This window comes from Kitasatospora sp. NPDC085464 (assembly GCF_044541955.1).
GTDB lineage: Bacteria > Actinomycetota > Actinomycetes > Streptomycetales > Streptomycetaceae > Kitasatospora.
This window is the reverse complement of record NZ_JBITTM010000001.1, coordinates 213,231-231,248: the sequence shown is the minus strand read 5'-3', so window position 1 is coordinate 231,248 and position 18,018 is coordinate 213,231. Positions and strand designations below refer to the sequence as shown.

Below are 18,018 nucleotides of genomic sequence, written 5' to 3'. Positions count from 1 at the left end.
TCCTGGGGGCTCGTGGGTGCCGACCAGGATAGGCCGTCCGGGCGAGGGGCGGGCGGTGCGGCGGGGAGCGGGCGGCCCAGGCGGGTCAGCCGAGCAGTCGGGGTGAGAGCGCCCCGCAGGGCAGCAGGTCCAGCTCGGCACCGGCGTCGCGCAGGTCGGTGAGCACCAGCTCGTCGTACATCACCAGCGCGGACTGCTCGGGCCAGGCGATCGCCCAGAGCCACAGCCCGCGCGCCTCGCCGACGAAGACCGCGCGGTCGGCCGGGGCGTCCGGGACATGGAACATCGGGGTGGGCCTGCCGGCGGCCATCAGCTTGGCGTCGGCGGGCTTGTAGAGGCCGACGGAGTCGCCCGGGTCGGGCCCCGGGAGTCCGGCGTAGCGGGCGCCGAGCCCGACGCCCAGTTCCTCGGCGACCAGCACCAGTTCACCGAAGCCGCCGAGCGGCGCCGGGCCGGAGCAGGCGACGGCGGTGGCGCGGGCGCCCGAGACGTCGTCGCCGGCGTGGGCGATGCCGGTGTAGAGCCAGCCGACCGGGAGCGGCCAGGGCATCCAGACGGGGACCTGCGAGCGGGCGACGGCGACGCCCAGGGCCTCGACGCTCGGGGGCAGCACGGGCTGCATCGGGTGCACGGCTCCGTGCCGGTCGCACTGCCAGGTGTCTGAGAACAGACCGGGGGCGCGGACCCGACCGGCGCACCTCGGGCAGCTTGGCTCGCCCCTCATAGCCGACAACGCTCCTCCCTCCGGACCGCCGCGTCAAGGACGATCACCCGTACGGAGGGCTCGGCGGCACCTGTCGGTGGTGGACGCCCGGCCGGCGCGGGGTGGGCGCGGCGCGGGGTGGTTCCCGTTGGGGGATGTCCCGTGACGGGCGGCGGCAAACGTCCGGGGCGCGACCCCGGACACACTGACGCCCCGTCATCGGCGGTCGCGATGACGGGGCGTCAGTCCGGTATCGGGACGTCCGGATCGGACGCCCCCGGCTCGTCTGCGGCGGGTGAGGCCTCCCGGTCGGAGGCGCCGCGCGGGGTCAGACGGTCGGGCACGGCCGGATGAGCAGGCGTTCGCCGGTGCGGGCGGCGGCCTGGACGTGCTCGCGGACGGTCGCGGCGTCGGCGATCAGGCGGTCGGTGGCGGAGCCGTTGGTGTCGTCCAGTCGGACGATCTCGAAGCGCATGGTCTTCGTCATGGGCGTCTCCCTTCCTTGCCCCGTCGGGCGGGGCGATTGCGGCTGAGTCGGTATCAGCCCTTTCGGGGTCTTGCGGGTCCGGCGAAGGGGCCGGACCGGGCGGGTCGTGCGTGCGGCGGTCTGCTGCGGCAAGGGCTCCCCCTGCTTGCCTGGTGCGTCCAGTGCCTCGTAACCACGGTGTCGTGGCGGTGCTACCGGGCCGTTGCCCGTCCGTGAAGTCCAGGTTTCGAGCGGTACGCGTCGGCGTCGAGGCCGACGATGATTCCCGGACAGAATCAAAGATTACCGTAACTAATGAATTTTGTCCTGCGATGAAGCCCGTCGAACTTCCGAAAGTGGTACAGACCACTTCCGGAAGGCGGTGAGGTGACGGAGGGCGGTCGGGACCGGAGGGCGGTCAGGCCCAGAACGCGGCCAGCGCCTCGGCGGTCGCGGCCGGCTGCTCGGCGTTGGGGGAGTGGCCCGCGTCCGCGACCACCACCCGTCGGGCGCCCAGGCGCTCGGCCATCCCGGTCTGCTCCGGGACCGGCCAGGCGTAGTCCCGCACGCCGGACAGCACCAGCACCGGCAGCCCGGCGGTGGCGGCGGCCAGCTCGTCCACCCGGTCCGGCGCGCCGACCAGGTGGCCGCCGGTGACGGACAGCGCCCGCGGCACGTTGGCCAGCCAGCGGCGGTGCAGGAACTCCGCGACGGCGGGGTCGAGGGCCGGCAGCGGCTGCCCGCTGTCGGCCTCCATCTGCCGCATGACCTGCCAGATCTCCTCCAGGCCCATCACCTGCAGCGCGTCCAGCAGCAGCTTGGTGCGGGCCGCCTCGGCCGGGTCGATCGCGCCCGGCCCGGTGGACATCAGGGTCAGCGACCGCCACGGCAGCGGGCCGTGCGCGGCGGCGGAGAGCACCGCCTCCCGCACCACCTGGCCGCCGAAGGAGTGCCCCAGCAGGTGCAGCGGCTCGCCGTCCGCCGCCAGCGCCTCGGTGAGCGCCAGCACGTCCGCGCCCAGCTCGCCGACGGCGTACGCCGCCGGGTCGTCCGGCCCACCGGTCTCGTGCTGCCCGCGCTGGTCCACGGCCGTCACCCGGTACCCGGCCGCCGCGAGTGGTTCGAGCAGCCCGATGAAGTCCTCCTTGCTGCCGGTGAACCCCGGGACCAGCAGCGCCGAACCCAGCACCGCCCCGTCGGGCTCCGCCCGCAGCGCCGCGAACCCGCCGCGCCCGGTCACCACCCACTCGGCCCGCGCGCACCGGGGCAACCTCAGGAACGGCGGCGTGCTCATGGCGTGGTCTCCCTGCTCTCCTGCCTGCGACTTCCCGACGTCCCCGAGCTTAGGGCGTGCCCGCCGCCGTCCGGCGCCCGTGCCGTCGGCGACGTGTCGTGCCCCGCCCGGCGCCGGCGGGCCCGGACGGCGGCAGGCCCCTCGTCGCCGGTGCGGCCGGGGCCCGGGAACGCCAGAGGGGGCGGGCCGGGCCTGTCGGCCTGGCTCGCCCCCTCGGGGGATGCACCGGGATCAGCTCTCCGGGGTCGCCTCGACGGTCGCGGCGGCCTTGCGGGCGCGGGTGCGCTTGCGCGGGGCCGGGACCTCGGCCACCTCGGCCTGGGCCGCCGGGGCGGTCTCGGCGGTGGCCGCGGCCTTCGGCTTGCGGGTCCGGGGCCGGGTGGCGGGCTTCTTCTCCTCGGCCGGGGCCTCGGTGACGACGGCCTCGGCGACGGCAGCCTCGGTGGCGGCCTCGACGGCCTCCGCCTTCGGCTTGCGCGTGCGGGTCCGGGTGGCGGGCTTCTTCTCCTCGGCCGGGGCCTCGGTGACGACGGCCTCGGCGACGACGACCTCGGTGGCGACGGCCTCGACGGCCTCCGCCTTCGGCTTGCGGGTCCGGGTCCGGGTGGCCGGCTTCTTCTCCTCGGCCGGAGCCTCGGCGACGACCGCCTCGGCGACGACGACCTCGGTGGCGACGGCCTCGACGGCCTCGACCGCCTCCGCCTCCGCCTTCGGCTTGCGCGTCCGGGTCCGGGTGCGGGCGGCCGGCTTCTCCGCCACCGGAGCCTCGACGGCGGGAGCGGCCTCGACGACCGGAGCCGCCTCCACCACGGTCGCCTCGACCGCGGCAGCGGCCACGGCCTCACCGGCGGCACCGCCGCGTGAGCGGCGACGGCGACGGCGCGGTGCGGCCTCGCCCTCGGCGCCCTCGACGGCCGGGGCCGCCACGGCGGCCTCGGTCACGCCGGCGACGGCCTCGCCCTCGGCGCCGAGCGCCGAACCCCGACGGGTGCGGCGGCGCTCACGGGTGCGGCGCGGCTTCTGCTCCTCGGTCTCGGCCGGGGCGGCGGCCGGACGGCCGGGGCCGCCCTGTCCGGCGCGACCGCGGCCGGAACGGGCGGAACGGCTGCCGCGTCCGCCGGTCTCGCCGAGGTCCTCGACCTCCTCCGCGTTGAGCCCCGCCCGGGTCCGCTCCGAGCGCGGCAGGACACCCTTGGTGCCCGGCGCGATCTTCAGCAGCTCGTACAGGTGCGGCGAGGTGGAGTAGGTCTCCTCCGGGTCGTTGAACGGCAGGTCCAGCGCCTTGTTGATCAGCTGCCAGCGCGGGATGTCGTCCCAGTCGACCAGGGTGACGGCGGTGCCGGAGGCGCCGGCCCGGCCGGTGCGGCCGATCCGGTGCAGGTAGGTCTTCTCGTCCTCGGGGCACTGGTAGTTGATGACGTGCGTGACGCCCTCGACGTCGATGCCGCGGGCGGCGACGTCGGTGCAGACCAGGACGTCCACCTTGCCGTTGCGGAAGGCCCGCAGCGCCTGCTCGCGGGCGCCCTGGCCGAGGTCGCCGTGGACCGCGCCGGCCGCGAAGCCGCGCTGGGTCAGCTGGTCGGAGACGTCGGCGGCGGTGCGCTTGGTGCGGCAGAAGATCATCGCCAGCCCGCGGCCGTCGGCCTGCAGGATGCGCGAGACCATCTCGACCTTGTCGAGCGAGTGCGCACGGAAGATGTGCTGCTCGATGTTGGCGACGGTGGTGCCGGTGTCGTCCGGGGCGGTGGCCCGGATGTGGGTCGGCTGGCTCATGTACCGGCGGGCGAGGCTGATGACCTGGCCCGGCATGGTGGCCGAGAACAGCAGGGTCTGCCGCTTGGCCGGCAGCATGGTGATGATCTTCTCGACGTCCGGCAGGAAGCCGAGGTCGAGCATCTCGTCGGCCTCGTCCAGGACCAGCGCGCGGACCTTGGACAGGTTCAGCTTCTTCTGGCCGGCCAAATCGAGCAGTCGGCCCGGGGTGCCGACCACGATGTCGACGCCCTTGGTGAGCGCCTCGACCTGCGGCTCGTACGCCCGGCCGCCGTAGACGGCGAGGACGCGCACGTCGCGGACCTTGCCGGCGGTCTGCAGGTCGTTGGTGACCTGGGTGCAGAGCTCACGGGTCGGGACGACGATCAGCGCCTGCGGGAAGTCCGAGAGCTGCTCCTCGGTGCACCGGCCGGCGTCCACGTCGGCGCGCACGACGACCCGCTCGATCAGCGGGAGGCCGAAGCCGAGGGTCTTGCCGGTGCCGGTCTTGGCCTGGCCGATGACGTCGTGGCCGGTCAGCGCGACCGGGAGGGTCATCTCCTGGATGGGGAAGGGGTGGACGATGCCGACGGCTTCGAGCGCCTCGGCGGTCTCCGGGAGGATCCCCAGGTCCCGGAACGTCGTCTTGATGGGTTCAGCGGTGGTGGACAGGGTGCTGCCTCTTCCGTGTGGAGGGGCCGAGAGCGAGCGGCGGGCGGGCAGCCGCGCGGCTGCGTACGGGCCTGTGCGGCCCCGATTACAGCTGCGCGGACGCACAACCGCGCCGGTCCCTGCGGCCGGCCGGTGCGCGCTGCCCTGGTGCGGGGCGCGTCGCCGGCGGCGTCGGGGAGGGTTCCCGTGAGGGACCTGCGCGGGACCTCCGCCAGGGGGCGTGGTCTCGGCGGCCCTCGCTCGGCCACTGATGCGGTGCCAAGGCTTGAAGTCCAAGCCATGGTCGGAGCCGATCGGCTCTCCGACCGGGCATCCGCGTACGTGAGTACCCGTGCCTCCGGTGCGGACACGTCCGGCTGGACGGTGCCGCTTCGGAGCGGGCTTGCGCGGGTTACCGAGACGGCGGTGACACCGTGCAAGCACGACGGGGCTCCGTACCACCATACAGTCAGGCGACGACTCGAACACGTGACGCGTCTGACATTGCCCCCGGCGACCGCCGCACGATCACACGATCGGGCCGGTCACCCGGCGTCGCGACACGGGCGGGAGCCCGGGGACAGGCCTTAAGGTGACAGGTCATGGAGACCCATGGTGAGACGCAGGACGCCGCGGCCGGCTCGATCGGCGACTGGGCCGCGTGCTCGGCCGACCCCGGCTACCGGGCGGCGGTGCTGGATCTGCTCGGCGCGCTCGCGTACGGCGAGCTGAGCGCCTTCGAGCGGCTCGCCGAGGACGCCAAGCTGGCGCCGGACCTCGCCGACAAGGCGGCCCTGGCCCGGATGGCCTCCGCCGAGTTCCAGCACTACCAGCGCCTGCACGACCGGCTCGCCGAGATCGGCGCCGACCCGCAGGAGGCGATGCGCCCGTTCGTCGAGCCGCTGGAGCTGTTCCACCGGATGACGGCGCCCTCGGACTGGCTGGAGGGCCTGGTCAAGGCCTACGTCGGCGACGCCATCGCGACCGACTTCTACCGCGAGGTGGCCGTCCGGCTGGACGACGACACCCGCGACCTGGTGCTCGGCGTCATGTCCGACACCGGCCACGCCCAGTTCGCCGTCGACAAGGTGCGCGAGGCGATCCAGGCCGACCCGCGGGCCGGCGGCCGGCTCGCGCTGTGGGGCCGACGGCTGATGGGCGAGGCGCTCAGCCAGGCCCAGCGGGTGGTCGCCGAGCGTGACGCGCTGTCAAACCTGCTGGTCGGCGGCGTCCGGGTGCAGGGTTTCGACCTCGTCGAGGTCGGCAAGATGTTCAACCGGATCACCGAGGCGCACACCAAGCGGATGGCCGCCCTGGGCCTGGCCAGCTGACCGACCGGCTACGCGGGCCGGTGCCGCCGCGGCGCGCGGTGGGCGCCGGTCCGGTGCGGGTGGTGGCGGTGCGCCGGGGCCCGCCCGGCGGCGAGGTCCGGCCGGGCCAGCATCGAGGTGAGCACGGCCGAGGCCAGTGCGGCCGCCGCCACCGACACCGCCGGGTAGTGCCCGTCCAGGCAGAAATGCGCCACCACCCCGCCGACCAGTGCCGCCGCCAGTGCGGTGCCGAGCGTCAGGGCGCGCGGAGCCCGGAAGTACGCGGGCAGGGCCAGCAGTGCGGCGCCGCCCGTGACCAGGCCGACGAGGGCGAACGCGAGCGACTCCACCAGCAAGGCTGCCTCCCGGGGACGGGCGTGCGGCACCGTTGCCGCACCTGTCGCCGTACCCCGCCCCACCCGGCCGTACACGCAGCGGTGCCCCGCTCCCTCGCGGGAACGGGGCACCGGTAACGACTGCTCGGGCGGCGCCTCAGAGGGTGCCGAAGCCGACCTTGCGGACGGCCTGCTCACCGATCTCCACGTACGCCAGGCGCTCGGCCGGGACGATGACGCGGCGGCCGTGCTCGTCGGTCAGCGTGAGGAGCTTCTCCGAGCCCTCCAGCGCCTTCGCGACCGCGCTCTGGACCTCATCGGCAGTCTGCGAGCTCTCGATCACGATCTCGCGCGGCGCGTTCTGCACGCCGATCTTGACCTCCACGGCTTCCGTCCCTCCGGGGTTGCAGCCTCCACGCACGGGCACCGGACCGCCTGGAACAGGCGTTCGCGGCGACCGCGCCGTACGGCTTCACCATAGAGCACCGGATCAGCACCCAGGCGAAGGTCGGCGGATCACCCCTGGTGGGCACCCTCGCCGGGCTGGTCGCCCGGGTGCATCGGGAAGCCCTTCAGACCGCGCCAGGACAGGCTGGCGACCAGCCGCACCGCCTCGTCGCGCGGGATCTCCAGACCCTGCGAGAGCCAGTACCGGGCGGTGATCTGGGCCAGGCCGCAGACGCCGGCGGCGAGCAGCTTGGACTCCGCCTCGGGCAGGTCGGTGTCCTCCTGGATCACCTTGCTGACCAGCGTCGCGCTCGCCTCGGAGGCCCGCTCGACCCGCTCGCGCACGGCCGGCTCGTTGGTCAGGTCCGACTCGAAGACCAGGCGGAAGGCGCCCGACTCGCTGGAGACGTAGTTGAAGTACGCCTCCATGGTGTTGGCCACGCGCTGCTTGTTGTCGTTGGTCGTCGACAGCGCCTCGCGGGTCGACTCGACCAGGGCGTCGCAGTGCTTGTCGAGCAGCGCCAGGTAGAGCTCCAGCTTCCCGGGGAAGTGCTGGTACAGCACCGGCTTGCTGACCCCGGCGCGGTCGGCGATGTCGTCCATGGCGGCCGCGTGGTAGCCCTGCGCGACGAACACCTCCTGGGCGGCACCGAGCAGTTGTTCACGGCGGGCGCTTCGCGGCAGGCGGGCACCGCGCGGGCGCTCCTGCGCCTCCTGGATGGCCGTCACGGCGCTCCTCACTTCGGGTCTGTTCGGGGCTGGCAAGATGGCCGATTCTACTTTTCGGTAACCGCGCCCGCGTTCGGCGAAGGCGAGAAAAGACGGTCGGCTGGTTGTCAGGAGCCCACAATACGGCGCTGACCTCGGCCTCGGCAGTGGTGTGACGAAGGGAAGGGACGGCCGGACCACCCCGGGTGCTCCGGGCCCGGGCTCACTACCATCGTCCACCATGAGCAGCGCTGAGCAGCAGGTACGTACGGTCGAGGTCCCCGGCGCGGTGCTCGCGGTGCACCGGGCCGCCGCCGACGGCGCCGCCGACGCCCGCGAGCCGGGCCTCTTCGTGCACGGGCTCGGCGGCTCGGCCGCCAACTGGACGGCCCTGATGGACCGGCTCTCCGGACTGGTCGACGGCGAGGCCGTGGACCTGCCCGGCTTCGGCCGCTCCCACCCGCCCACCGACGGCAACCTCACCGTCTCCGGCCACGTCCGCGCGGTGATCGGCTACCTGGAGGCCGCCGACCGCGGCCCCGTCCACCTGTTCGGCAACTCCCTCGGTGGTGCGGTCGCCGTCCGCCTCGCCGCCCTCCGCCCGGACCTGGTGCGCAGCCTCACCCTGGTCTCGCCCGCGCTGCCCGAGCTGCCCCCGCAGCGCTCCGCCTGGCCGACCGGCCTGCTCGCCGTCCCCGGGGTGCCCGCGGTGCTGCGCCGGCTGGCCGCGAACGGGCGCGACGTCGAGGCGGCCACCGAGGACCTGCTGCGGCTGGTCTACGGCGACCCGGGCAGCCTGAGCCCGGCCGCCCGGGCCGAGGCGGTCGCCGAGTACCGGCGCCGGCTGGAGGTGCCGCACGCGATGCAGGCGCTGATCGGCTCGGCCCGCGGCATCGTCTCGGCGTACACCGAGCGCGGCGACCAGGCGCTGTGGCGGCAGGCCGAACAGGTCGCGGCACCGGTGCTGCTGGTGTACGGGCTGCGCGACAAGCTGGTCTCCTACCGCTCGGCCCGGCGCGCCTGCGGCGCCTTCGCGGACGCCCGGCTGCTGGTGCTGCCGGAGTCGGGGCACGTGGCGATGATGGAGCACCCGGACGAGGTCGCCCGCGCGGTGCGGGAGCTGATCGCGCAGACCGCGCGCTGAGCGGGCGGGCCCGCAGCGGGCGGGCGTCGCGGGCCCGCCGGACGCGGGCGTCGCGGGCGGGCGCGCGTACCGCCCGGTAACGGCCCGGTTCGGGTCGAGGTCACGGCCTTTCACTCGTTCAGGTGGCAGCCAGGCATGTGACCGATGGATTGCCCGGGGCCGGTCCTACCTTTCTGCTGTCGGACCGAACAGGTGTGGGGGAGTCGCGGCCGCCGGAGAAACCGGAGGGCGGCCGCGGCCAGGGGTCCCGGCGGTCGGGTCCGGCCGCCGGAGCGGGCGGGCGCCCGGGGGAACGGAACGCGGCACGGCCGCGGCCGTGCCGCCGGGCCGCCGCACGGGGCGCCGCGGCGCCGGCCCGGCCGACCGACTCCCCGGCCCCGGCCGTCCCCGCCGCGCACGGGGGCGCCCCCGGCCACCGCTCGGGCCGCTCGGCCGTCCGTCGATCCGTCCGTCGATCCGTCCGTCGATCCGTCCGTGATCCGTCCGCGAATCCGCTCTGCCCTGGAGGTCTCCCGTGCGCATTGCCCTGCTCACCGAGGGTGCCCGTCCGCATCCCCAGCGTGGCGCCGGAGGCTGGTGCGACCGACTGGCCGAGGGCCTGCCGGAGCACGAGTTCGAGCTGTACCTGCTGACCGGCCCGGACGCCCCGGGTGCCGTCGAGCGGCTGTCGCCCGCCTGGCGCGACGTCCGCGACCTGGCCCTGTGGGGGCGCCGGCCGGCCGGGCGGGCACCCGGCGCGGTGCGCAGACGCAGGTACGCCGGGGCGTACGAGCAGCTGGTGCGGGCGCTGGTGCTGCCGGGGGAGCGGGCCGGCTTCGGCCCCGGGCTGTACCGGCTGGCGGCGCTCGCGGGCGAGGACGGCGGGCTGCCCGCCTTCCTGGTCTCCGCGCACGCCCGGCGGATCCTGGAGCGGACCTGGCGGCTGCCCGGCGCGGACACCTCGGCCGGGCAGCCGCTGGTGTGCGACGTGCTGGTCGCGGCCGACCTCCTGGAGCAGTGCCTGCGGCCGCTGTCCGCGCCCTGGTACGGCACCGGCCCCGGCGGCCTCGGCGCGGCCGACCTGTGCCACGTGGTCGGCGGCGGGCTCGCCGCGCTGCCCGCCCTGGTGGCCCGGCACCTGCACGGGGTGCCGTTCGTCGTCACCGAGCACGGCCTGCACCTGCGCGAGCAGTACCTCGGCTACCGCGAGGCGCCGTACCGGTGGCCGGTGCGGGTGCTGCTGCTGTCCTTCTTCCGGGCGCTCACTGGCGAGACCTACCGGCAGGCGGCCGTGCTGACCCCGGGCAGCGCCCACGACCGGCAGTGGCAGCGCCGCTGCGGGGCCGACCCGGCCCGCACCCGGGTGGTGTACGAGGGGACGCCGGCCGTGGACCGCCCGGCCGCCGGGCCGGAACCGGCCGCGCCGACCCTGGTGTGGGCGGGCGCGCTGGAGCCCGGCCGGGACCCGGAGCTGGCGCTGCACGCCTTCGCCCGGGTCCGCGACGAGCTGCCCGGCGCCCGGCTGGTGCTGTACGGCGAGGAGGCGGCGCCCGGCTACCGGGCGCACTGCGCGGCGGTGGCCGAGCGGCTGGGGGTGGCCGCCGCGGTGGACTTCGCCGGACGGCCGGGGACGCTCGCCGAGGTCTGGGAGGCCGGTACGGCGGTGGTCTTCTCGGCGCTGTCCCAGCGCGCGCCCCGGCTGCTCGCGGACGCGATGCTCAGTGGCCGGGCGGTGGTGTCCACCGACGTCGGGGTGGCCCGCGAGGTGGTCGGGCCCGCCGGGCTGCTGGTGCCCGCCCGCGACCCGCGCGCCCTGGCCGGCGCCTGCCTGGCGCTGCTGCGCGACGAGGAGCGGCGGGCCCGGCTCGGGCTGGCCGGGCGGCTGCGGGCGCAGGAACGCTTCGCCGTCGAGCCGGTGATCGGCGCCTTCCGGGAGATATACCTGGAGCTGGTCTCGCAGTACCCGGCCTTCCCCGGCGGCGGGGGCGGCGGCGAGGGCGGCCCGGCGCCGCGTCCGTTCGCCCGGCCCGCCGAGTACTGGCTGGCGGACGGCCGGGGAGTCCCGGCCGGGGACGGTGGGGACGGCGGGGACGGTGGCGGCGGGGACGGCGTGGGTGCCGACACCCGGACGTCGTCCGCGCCGGAGCCCGCCGCGTTCGCGGAGGCCGTCTGATGTCCGGCCGCGCGGCGCTCGGCAGCAGCGCGGACCCGGTGCGCGAGGTGATGGCGGAGCACCGGGAGCTGTGCGAGCGCGCCGTCGACCCGCTGGAGATCGCCGCCGGGCTGGAGGAGGCCGGGTTCGGCCCGGACGCCGCCGCCCGCTGCCGGCACGCCGACCTGTTCTCGCTCGCCGAGGAGCTGTACGCCCGGGTGCCCCGGCGCCCGGCGGAGCCCGGGCCGGTCCGGCCGCCTCGGCGCGGGGCCGCGGCCCGGGCGGCGCTGACCGCCGCCGCGCTGGCCGCGCTGCCCTGCGCGGGGGTGGCCGCGCTCGGTGCCCGCTGGCCGGTGCTGCTGACCGCCGCCGTCCCGCTGGTGCTGCTGCCCGTGCTGACCGCGCCGCCGGAGGGCGGGCCCGGCCCCTCGGCCGCCCCGCCGGGACGCCCGTCGGACGCCCTCGGGCCGGCGCCGGTGCCGCGGTGGCCCGCGCGGTCCCGTCGTCACCCGGCCGCGTTCGGGTACGGGCTGGGGCTGGCCGCGCTGCTGCTGCTCCCGCTGGCCGTACCGGCCGGGGACGGCCCGTCGGCCGTCGCGCCGGCGCTGGCGGCGGCGGTGTCGGCAGGGTCCGCCGAACGGGCGGCCCGCTGGTACCGGCAGGTCGGCCGGGGCCACCTCGGTGCGGCGGGCACCCTGGCCGAGTTCCGGTCCCGGATGCGGCCGGTGCTGCCGGTCGCGGTCGCCCTGCACCTGGCGGCGCTCGCCGCGCTGACCGTCGCCGCACTGGCCGTGCGGACCGTCGTCGCGCCGGGCCCGGCACCGGGCCACGGCGGAGGGCTGCTGCACCTGGCGGCCGAGCGGGCCGGCCCGGGGCCGTGGGCGGCGCAGGGCGTGCTGGGCCTGCTGCTGGTGCTGCCCGCGCTGCTGGCGCACTGCGGCCGACCGACCGCGGCGGCGGTGGGGGCGCTGGCCGGGCCCGCCTCGACGCTGGGCCTGCTCGCCGCGGGCCGCACCCTGCCCTCGGCCCTCCTGCTCGGCGGCGGCGCCGTCGCGGCGGTGCTGCTGGCGTACGCCTGGGCGGTGCTGGGCCGGGCGGGCTCCTACCGCTGATCCGGCCCGTGTCCCCGCCCCCTGCCTGCTCCCCGATCCGTGTTTCGTCCCTTCGTTGATTTCAGTCCGCCAGGTCGTCCCCGACCTCGCTTCGTGGAAGGACACCCCCGATGAGGGTGCTGCTGCTGGGCGCCGACGGCTTCATCGGCCGCCGGGTCACCGACCGTCTGCTGATGGACCAGGAGTTGCAGGTGACGGTGCTCGGCCGGCGCGACTCGGCCGACATCCGCTTCGACCTGACCACCGGGAGCCCGGGCGCGCTGGCCCGCTTCCTGGACGCGGTCGCGCCGCAGGTGGTGATCAACTGCGCGGGTGCCACCTACGGCAGCTCGCGCACCCTGATCCGGTCGAACACGCTGGCCGTCGCGACGGTCTGCGAGGCGATCCGGCGCAGCCGGGAGCCGGCCCGGCTGGTGCACGTCGGCTCGGCCGCCGAGTACGGGCCGGTGCCCGGCGGCGTGCCGGTGTCCGAGGCGGCCGAGCCGCGGCCGGTGGGCCCGTACGGGGTGTCCAAGCTGGCCGGGACGGAGCTGGTGCTGGCCTCCGGGCTGGACGCGGCGGTGCTGCGGGTGTTCGACGTGGTGGGACCGGGCGCGCCGACCGCCTCGCTGTTCGGGCGGCTGGCCGAGGGCCTGCGGCGGGCGCTGGAGCGGGACGAGAACCAGGTGCGGATGCCGGACCTGTCCGGATACCGGGATTTCGTCGACGTGCGGGACGTCGCGCGGGCCATCCAGGCGGCCGCGGTGTCGGCCGCCACCGGGGTGATCAACATCGGCAGCGGGCACGCCGTCCGGGCCCGGGACGCGGCCCAGCTGCTGGTGCGGGCCTCGGGCTTCGAGGGGTCGATCGTCGAGGAGAACCGGCAGGTCCTGCTGCCGGCGCAGGCCGTCGGGGCGGGCGGCGACCACCTGCCCGGCCACCTTCCCGGCCACCACCAGCCCGGCCCGTACCTGCCGGGGCACCGGCTGGAGGGGCAGCGGCCGGACGGCCGGGCGGTGCCCGGCGAGCCGGTGCCGTGGCGGCAGGCGGACGTCCGCACCGCCAGGGACCGTCTCGGATGGCGGACACAGGTGCCGTTGGAGGAGTCCCTGGGGGACGTCTGGCTGGAGACGGCCTGCCGGGTCTGAGGGTGTTCCGCAGGCTTCCCCGGGCCCGGGAAACCCAGGCCCGGGGCGGCTGTCGGGGCCTCGCGGCCGATTCCACGATCCGGCGCCGCCCGTCTCGCCCCTCGGACGAGCTGTCTCGGAATACCGGGGGGACGTGACACTGTTGGTCTGGACAGCCACCCGAGTGGCGGAGCAACAACCCCGCACCGAGGCTGGCCCTGGCCACCCCGAACAAGACACCCATCGGAGTCCCCGTGTCGTTGCCACCCCTGGTCGAGCCGGCCGACGAGCTCACCGTCGATGAGGTCCGCCGGTACTCCCGCCACCTGATCATCCCCGACGTGGGCATGGCCGGGCAGAAGCGGCTGAAGAACGCCAAGGTGCTGTGCGTCGGCGCCGGCGGTCTGGGCTCGCCCGCGCTGCTGTACCTGGCCGCCGCCGGTGTCGGCACGCTGGGCATCGTCGAGTTCGACGTGGTGGACGAGTCGAACCTGCAGCGGCAGATCATCCACGGCCAGTCGGACGTCGGCCGCTCCAAGGCGGAGTCGGCGCGCGACTCGGTCAAGGAGATCAACCCGTACGTGGACGTGGTGCTGCACGAGGAGCGCCTCGACAACTCCAACGTCATGGAGATCTTCTCCGGCTACGACCTGATCGTGGACGGCACCGACAACTTCGCCACCCGCTACCTGGTGAACGACGCCGCGGTGCTGCTCGGCAAGCCGTACGTGTGGGGCTCGATCTACCGCTTCGACGGCCAGGCCAGCGTGTTCTGGGCCGAGCACGGCCCCTGCTACCGCTGCCTGTACCCGGAGGCCCCGCCGCCGGGCATGGTCCCCTCCTGCGCCGAGGGCGGCGTGCTGGGCGTGCTGTGCGCGTCCATCGGCTCGATCCAGGTCAACGAGGCGATCAAGCTGCTGGCCGGCATCGGCGACCCGCTGGTCGGCCGACTGATGATCTACGACGCCCTGGAGATGAACTACCGCCAGGTGAAGATCCGCAAGGACCCGAACTGCGCGGTCTGCGGCGAGAACCCGACGGTCACCGAGCTGATCGACTACGAGGCCTTCTGCGGCGTCGTGTCGGAGGAGGCGCAGGCCGCCGCCGCCGGTTCGACCGTCACCTCGCAGCAGCTGAAGCAGTGGCAGGACGACGCGGAGGACATCTACCTCATCGACGTCCGCGAGCCCGGCGAGTTCGAGATCGTCAACATCCCCGGCGCGGTGCTGATCCCGAAGAACGAGTTCCTGATGGGCGACGCGCTGGAGAAGCTGCCGCAGGACCGGAAGATCGTGCTGCACTGCAAGTCGGGCGTGCGCTCGGCCGAGGTGCTGGCCGTGGTGAAGGCCGCGGGCTTCGCCAACGCCGTCCACCTGGGCGGCGGCGTGCTCGGCTGGGTGAACCAGATCGAGCCGCACAAGCCGGTCTACTAGCAGGTGTCGCACGACTGAGGGCCCCGCCGCACGGCGGGGCCCTCAGTCGTGCGCCGGGCACCCCGGCGGCGGGTCAGAGCGCGTGCCGGCGCTGCAGCACGTTGTAGGCGATCCAGCCCGGCAGGACCGGCAGCCAGAAGGTGAGCGCCCGGTAGAGGAAGACCGCCGGGGTGGCGACCGCGGGGGACACGTCCGCGACGGTCAGGGCGCCGATCAGGGCGACCTCGACCGGGCCGATGCCGCCTGGGGTGGGGATCGCCGAGCCGGCCGCGTTGGCGGTCAGGAAGACCACCGCGACCGCCGAGAAGCTGACGTCGCCGCCGAAGGCCTGCACCGAGAAGTCCAGGCAGGCGGTGAAGGAGAGGGTCAGCAGCAGGATGCCGCCGAAGCCGGTGACCAGCTTGCTGGGCGTCTGCATCAGGTCGAGCATCCGCGGCACCACGCCGAAGAACAGCGAGCGCAGCCGGCCCAGCACGAACCGGCGCAGCGGTGCGACGGCGGCCACCACCAGGGCGAGCACGGCGGCGGTCAGCACGCCGATGATCACCGCGCGGGAGGCGGAGAGGTCGCCGTTGGTCTGGCTGCCGGTGATCAGACCGAAGCTGAACAGCAGCAGCAGGTGCCCGGCCAGGCCCGCCAGCTGGGAGGCGCCGACCGAGGCGACCGCCTGGCCGGAGCGGATGCCGGCCTTCTGCAGGTAGCGGGTGTTGAGCGCGATGCCGCCGATCGCGGCGGGGGCGACCAGTTTGACGAACGAGCCGGCCAGCTGGGCGGCGACGGTGCGCCGGAACGGCAGCTTCTCGGGGACGAAGCCGGTCAGGCTCATCGCGGCGGCGACGTAGCTGAAGGCGGCCGCGAGCAGGGCGGCCGCGGCCCAGGCCCAGTTCATCTGGGAGAGCTTGAGCTGGGCCGGCTTGATGGTGGTCAGGGCCAGGTACGCGGCGAAGGTGAGCGCGATGACCATGATCAGGGTCTTCGGCTTCAGCCGTTCCAGCTTGGCCGGCTCCATCGGCGCCTCGGGGGCGATCTGCAGGATCTGCCCGCGGATGCGGCTCAGCAGGTCCTCGCCGGCCACCGCGATGTCCTCCTCGGCCTGCTGCTGGGTGCGCTCGCCGGCCGCGACCTGCTCCAGCGCCTTGGCCCGGGCGGTGGCCTTGCGCTCCTTGCTGAGCTTCGACAGGTCCACCCTGGTGGACCGGCTCATCCCGACCGGCTGGAGCAGCGGCAGCGCCTGGGCGACCCGCTCGGCGCCGAGCACCGCGTTGGCGGTGGCGACGGCCCGCTCCGGGCCGATCCGCAGCGCGAAGGTGGTGAGCAGCTGGGCGACGTCGATGCGCAGGGTGAGGTCGGTGGCGGCGATGTCGCCGCCGGAGAGGTTGACCAGGCAGGCGCTCCGCTCGTCCACCACCAGCAGGGACTCGCCGGTCAGCCGGCGGTGGGCGATCCGGCGCTCGTGCAGCGCGGCCACCGACCGCCAGATCGAGGCCATCACCTCGTCGGTGACCTCGTCGTCGGCCAGCTCGTCGAGGGTGCGGCCCTCGACGTTCTCGTACACCAGGATCGCCGCGTCCGGGCCGAGCTCGGAGGTGGCGACCAGCTGCGGGGCGTGGGCGCCGGAGGCGGCCGCCGCGTACGCGATCAGGGCCTCCTGCTCCAGCGCCTGGCGCAGCGACTGCGGGCTGCGGCGCACCGCGACCGAGCGCAGCCGCAGCCGCCGCCAGGCCCGGTAGAAGAAGCCGGAGGCCTGCTGCTCGCGGTCGATGATGTGGACGTCCAGGGGCCGGCCGCCCTGCTGGGTGACGTAGTAGCGGCGGGTGCCGCCGGGGGCGTCGGGGGCGCGGTGGGCGCCGTCCGGGGTGAAGCCGACCTTGCGCAGGCCGATCATCAGGTGCTGGCCGGTGGGCCGGATGTTGGGGGAGCCGATCGCGTACAGCGTGCCGTAGGCGACGGACCAGCCGATCAGCACCGTGAGCATCAGCGACAGCGGGGTGGTGTAGCCGCCGAGGAGCTCGGTGACGCCGCTGAAGACCACCACCACCCACAGGGCGACCCGCCAGCGCGGTCTGCTCGACATGCCGACGGCGGTCATGTAGGCGATCACCGGGGCGAGGTAGCCGTGCACCGGGTCGGTGAGGGTGCCGTTGCTGTCCAGCGGCAGCCTGGTCAGCGCGTCGCGGATGTGTTCGGAGGCGCCCTCGGCCACCCACCAGTCGATGCCCAGCGAGACGCCGTACGCGAGCACCGAGGCGAGCACGCCGTCGGCGACCCGCAGGCCGTCGCGTTTGATCAGCCGTTCGACGGCGAAGGCCAGCGGCACGGCGAGCACCGCGACGCTGGAGACCAGGCCGGTGATGGTGGAGAGCACCGCGGAGAAGTGCGGCGCGTTGGTCGCGATGTCCTGCTCGATGCCGGTGGTGGTCGAGGTGGCGATGCCGGCCAGCACGAAGACGGCGACTATCCCGAAGACGCCGGCCAGGAAGCGGATCAGGTCGGACGGGCGGTGCGCGCGGGCGGCGAGCAGCGGCTCGTCGACGTCCAGGTGCGGGGCGTCGTCCAGCGGGTCCTGGTGGTCCGGCAGCGGTTCGGGGGCCGCCGGTTCGGGGGTCGAGGGCTCGGGGGTGGAGGGCTCCGGGGCCGTCGGCGCCGGGACGACCGCCTTCGGGGCCGCGGCCTCCGGTGGTGCGGTCCGTTCGGGCTGTTCCGGGGCCCGGGCGGGCGCGGGGGTCTTGATCGTCCGGTCCTTGATCAGGGAGACTTCCGGCGTCGGCCCGGGTTCGGGTCGGCCTTCGGTCCCGCCGCCGGGCGCCGGGGGCACGGCGGCAGAGGACTCGTCGGAGTCCTTGTCCACGCCCACGTCAGCCGTCCCGGTCATCTGGTCTTGTCCTCGTATCACCACTCACCGCCCCGAAGATGGTGGCATGCCCCGGCCCCCCGTGCTGGACAGGGGGCGGATCGGGCGCGGCGTCCCGTTCGTACGGGACCAAGGGTGCGCCCCCGTGAGGAAGAATGCCGCAGGTGACGGACGTAACAGACGACGGCCTCCCGGACGCCCTGCCGCCCTTCGCCGAACTGGTGCTCGACCTGACCGAGCGGATTCCACCCGGCAGGGTGATGACCTACGGCGACGTCGCCGAGTACCTCGGCCAGGGCGGGCCCCGGCAGGTCGGCCGGGTGATGGCCCTGTACGGCGGCTCGGTGCCCTGGTGGCGGGTGATCCGCGCGGACGGCCGCTTCCTGCCCGGGCACGAGCAGCGCGCCCTCGCCCACTACGGCGAGGAGGGCACCCCGCTGCGCGAGCTCGCCGACCCGCCCCGGGTCGACCTCCGGCGGGCCCGCTGGGACGGCCGGGAGATTTCCCCGAACTCCCCGCACGGACGGGATTGACGGGGGAGGATCGTAGGCTCGATGCGGGCGGGCCCGAGCGGG

At 75.1% G+C, this 18,018-nt stretch carries 15 protein-coding genes; 7 read left to right on the top strand and 8 right to left on the bottom strand.

What is annotated here, in order from left to right; genetic code table 11:
• Window positions 1-85: 85 nt before the first annotated feature.
• The 4 genes from ACIGG8_RS01005 to ACIGG8_RS00990 form a co-directional block, all read right to left on the bottom strand.
• The gene (locus ACIGG8_RS01005; protein ID WP_350522125.1) at window positions 86-724 is read right to left on the bottom strand and encodes a DUF6758 family protein; all 639 of its coding nucleotides are present in this window, start codon (window positions 722-724) and stop codon (window positions 86-88) included.
• 307 nt (window positions 725-1,031) lie between these two features.
• Window positions 1,032-1,190: a hypothetical protein gene (locus ACIGG8_RS01000; RefSeq protein WP_158834957.1), complete on the bottom strand. Its 159-nt coding sequence runs from the start codon at window positions 1,188-1,190 to the stop codon at window positions 1,032-1,034.
• A gap of 397 nt (window positions 1,191-1,587) precedes the next feature.
• A complete protein-coding gene (locus tag ACIGG8_RS00995) occupies window positions 1,588-2,463 on the bottom strand; it encodes an alpha/beta fold hydrolase (RefSeq protein ID WP_396544539.1) in 876 nt (291 codons plus the stop codon).
• A gap of 231 nt (window positions 2,464-2,694) precedes the next feature.
• The gene (locus ACIGG8_RS00990) at window positions 2,695-4,992 is read right to left on the bottom strand and encodes a DEAD/DEAH box helicase (protein WP_396544537.1); all 2,298 of its coding nucleotides are present in this window, start codon (window positions 4,990-4,992) and stop codon (window positions 2,695-2,697) included.
• A 476-nt stretch (window positions 4,993-5,468) separates the two neighbouring features.
• On the opposite strand from ACIGG8_RS00990, the gene ACIGG8_RS00985 reads away from it, so the two are divergent.
• Window positions 5,469-6,197 carry a ferritin-like fold-containing protein gene (locus ACIGG8_RS00985; protein WP_350522122.1) on the top strand — a complete coding sequence of 243 codons (729 nt, stop codon included), beginning with the start codon at window positions 5,469-5,471 and terminating at the stop codon, window positions 6,195-6,197.
• An 8-nt stretch (window positions 6,198-6,205) separates the two neighbouring features.
• On the opposite strand, the gene ACIGG8_RS00980 is transcribed toward ACIGG8_RS00985, so the two are convergent.
• The 3 genes from ACIGG8_RS00980 to ACIGG8_RS00970 all read right to left on the bottom strand — a co-directional run bounded on the left by ACIGG8_RS00980 (window position 6,206) and on the right by ACIGG8_RS00970 (window position 7,687).
• Window positions 6,206-6,532 (bottom strand): hypothetical protein, encoded by a 327-nt coding sequence (locus ACIGG8_RS00980; protein ID WP_396544535.1) that lies wholly within the window; start codon window positions 6,530-6,532, stop codon window positions 6,206-6,208.
• A gap of 136 nt (window positions 6,533-6,668) precedes the next feature.
• Window positions 6,669-6,896 (bottom strand): DUF3107 domain-containing protein, encoded by a 228-nt coding sequence (locus tag ACIGG8_RS00975; RefSeq protein ID WP_350522120.1) that lies wholly within the window; start codon window positions 6,894-6,896, stop codon window positions 6,669-6,671.
• Between the two features lie 131 nt (window positions 6,897-7,027).
• On the bottom strand, window positions 7,028-7,687 hold the full coding sequence (locus ACIGG8_RS00970) for a TetR/AcrR family transcriptional regulator (protein WP_396544533.1): 660 nt from the start codon (window positions 7,685-7,687) through the stop codon (window positions 7,028-7,030).
• A 220-nt stretch (window positions 7,688-7,907) separates the two neighbouring features.
• On the opposite strand from ACIGG8_RS00970, the gene ACIGG8_RS00965 reads away from it, so the two are divergent.
• From ACIGG8_RS00965 to moeZ, 5 genes are all read left to right on the top strand, one after another.
• Window positions 7,908-8,810 carry an alpha/beta fold hydrolase gene (locus ACIGG8_RS00965; protein ID WP_396544531.1) on the top strand — a complete coding sequence of 301 codons (903 nt, stop codon included), beginning with the start codon at window positions 7,908-7,910 and terminating at the stop codon, window positions 8,808-8,810.
• Between the two features lie 514 nt (window positions 8,811-9,324).
• Window positions 9,325-10,962, top strand: coding sequence for a DUF3492 domain-containing protein (locus ACIGG8_RS00960; protein ID WP_396544529.1), 1,638 nt, complete (start codon window positions 9,325-9,327; stop codon window positions 10,960-10,962).
• Window positions 10,962-12,053: a hypothetical protein gene (locus ACIGG8_RS00955; RefSeq protein ID WP_396544527.1), complete on the top strand. Its 1,092-nt coding sequence runs from the start codon at window positions 10,962-10,964 to the stop codon at window positions 12,051-12,053. The genes ACIGG8_RS00960 and ACIGG8_RS00955 overlap by 1 nt, the downstream gene beginning before the upstream one ends.
• 110 nt (window positions 12,054-12,163) lie before the next feature.
• Window positions 12,164-13,180, top strand: coding sequence for an NAD-dependent epimerase/dehydratase family protein (locus ACIGG8_RS00950; RefSeq protein ID WP_396544525.1), 1,017 nt, complete (start codon window positions 12,164-12,166; stop codon window positions 13,178-13,180).
• Window positions 13,181-13,413: 233 nt separating this feature from the next.
• Window positions 13,414-14,592, top strand: coding sequence for an adenylyltransferase/sulfurtransferase MoeZ (gene moeZ, locus ACIGG8_RS00945; RefSeq protein ID WP_350522114.1), 1,179 nt, complete (start codon window positions 13,414-13,416; stop codon window positions 14,590-14,592).
• Window positions 14,593-14,665: 73 nt separating this feature from the next.
• Here the strand turns inward: moeZ and ACIGG8_RS00940 are convergent, their stop codons facing one another.
• Window positions 14,666-17,464, bottom strand: a complete 2,799-nt coding sequence (locus ACIGG8_RS00940) for a flippase-like domain-containing protein (protein ID WP_396544522.1) — start codon at window positions 17,462-17,464, stop codon at window positions 14,666-14,668.
• 134 nt (window positions 17,465-17,598) lie between these two features.
• On the opposite strand from ACIGG8_RS00940, the gene ACIGG8_RS00935 reads away from it, so the two are divergent.
• Window positions 17,599-17,976 (top strand): MGMT family protein, encoded by a 378-nt coding sequence (locus ACIGG8_RS00935; protein ID WP_396544520.1) that lies wholly within the window; start codon window positions 17,599-17,601, stop codon window positions 17,974-17,976.
• Window positions 17,977-18,018: the final 42 nt, after the last annotated feature.

Excerpts from the sequence above, each read along its gene's own strand:
- ACIGG8_RS01000 (WP_158834957.1), bottom strand. The coding sequence starts at position 1,190 with ATGACGAAGACCATGCGCTTCGAGATCGTCCGACTGGACGACACCAAC.
- ACIGG8_RS00950 (WP_396544525.1), top strand. The coding sequence starts at position 12,164 with ATGAGGGTGCTGCTGCTGGGCGCCGACGGCTTCATCGGCCGCCGGGTC.
- ACIGG8_RS00995 (WP_396544539.1), bottom strand. The coding sequence starts at position 2,463 with ATGAGCACGCCGCCGTTCCTGAGGTTGCCCCGGTGCGCGCGGGCCGAG.
- ACIGG8_RS00965 (WP_396544531.1), top strand. The coding sequence starts at position 7,908 with ATGAGCAGCGCTGAGCAGCAGGTACGTACGGTCGAGGTCCCCGGCGCG.
- ACIGG8_RS01005 (WP_350522125.1), bottom strand. The coding sequence starts at position 724 with ATGAGGGGCGAGCCAAGCTGCCCGAGGTGCGCCGGTCGGGTCCGCGCC.
- ACIGG8_RS00985 (WP_350522122.1), top strand. The coding sequence starts at position 5,469 with ATGGAGACCCATGGTGAGACGCAGGACGCCGCGGCCGGCTCGATCGGC.
- ACIGG8_RS00940 (WP_396544522.1), bottom strand. The coding sequence starts at position 17,464 with ATGACCGGGACGGCTGACGTGGGCGTGGACAAGGACTCCGACGAGTCC.
- ACIGG8_RS00955 (WP_396544527.1), top strand. The coding sequence starts at position 10,962 with ATGTCCGGCCGCGCGGCGCTCGGCAGCAGCGCGGACCCGGTGCGCGAG.
- ACIGG8_RS00935 (WP_396544520.1), top strand. The coding sequence starts at position 17,599 with ATGCCGCAGGTGACGGACGTAACAGACGACGGCCTCCCGGACGCCCTG.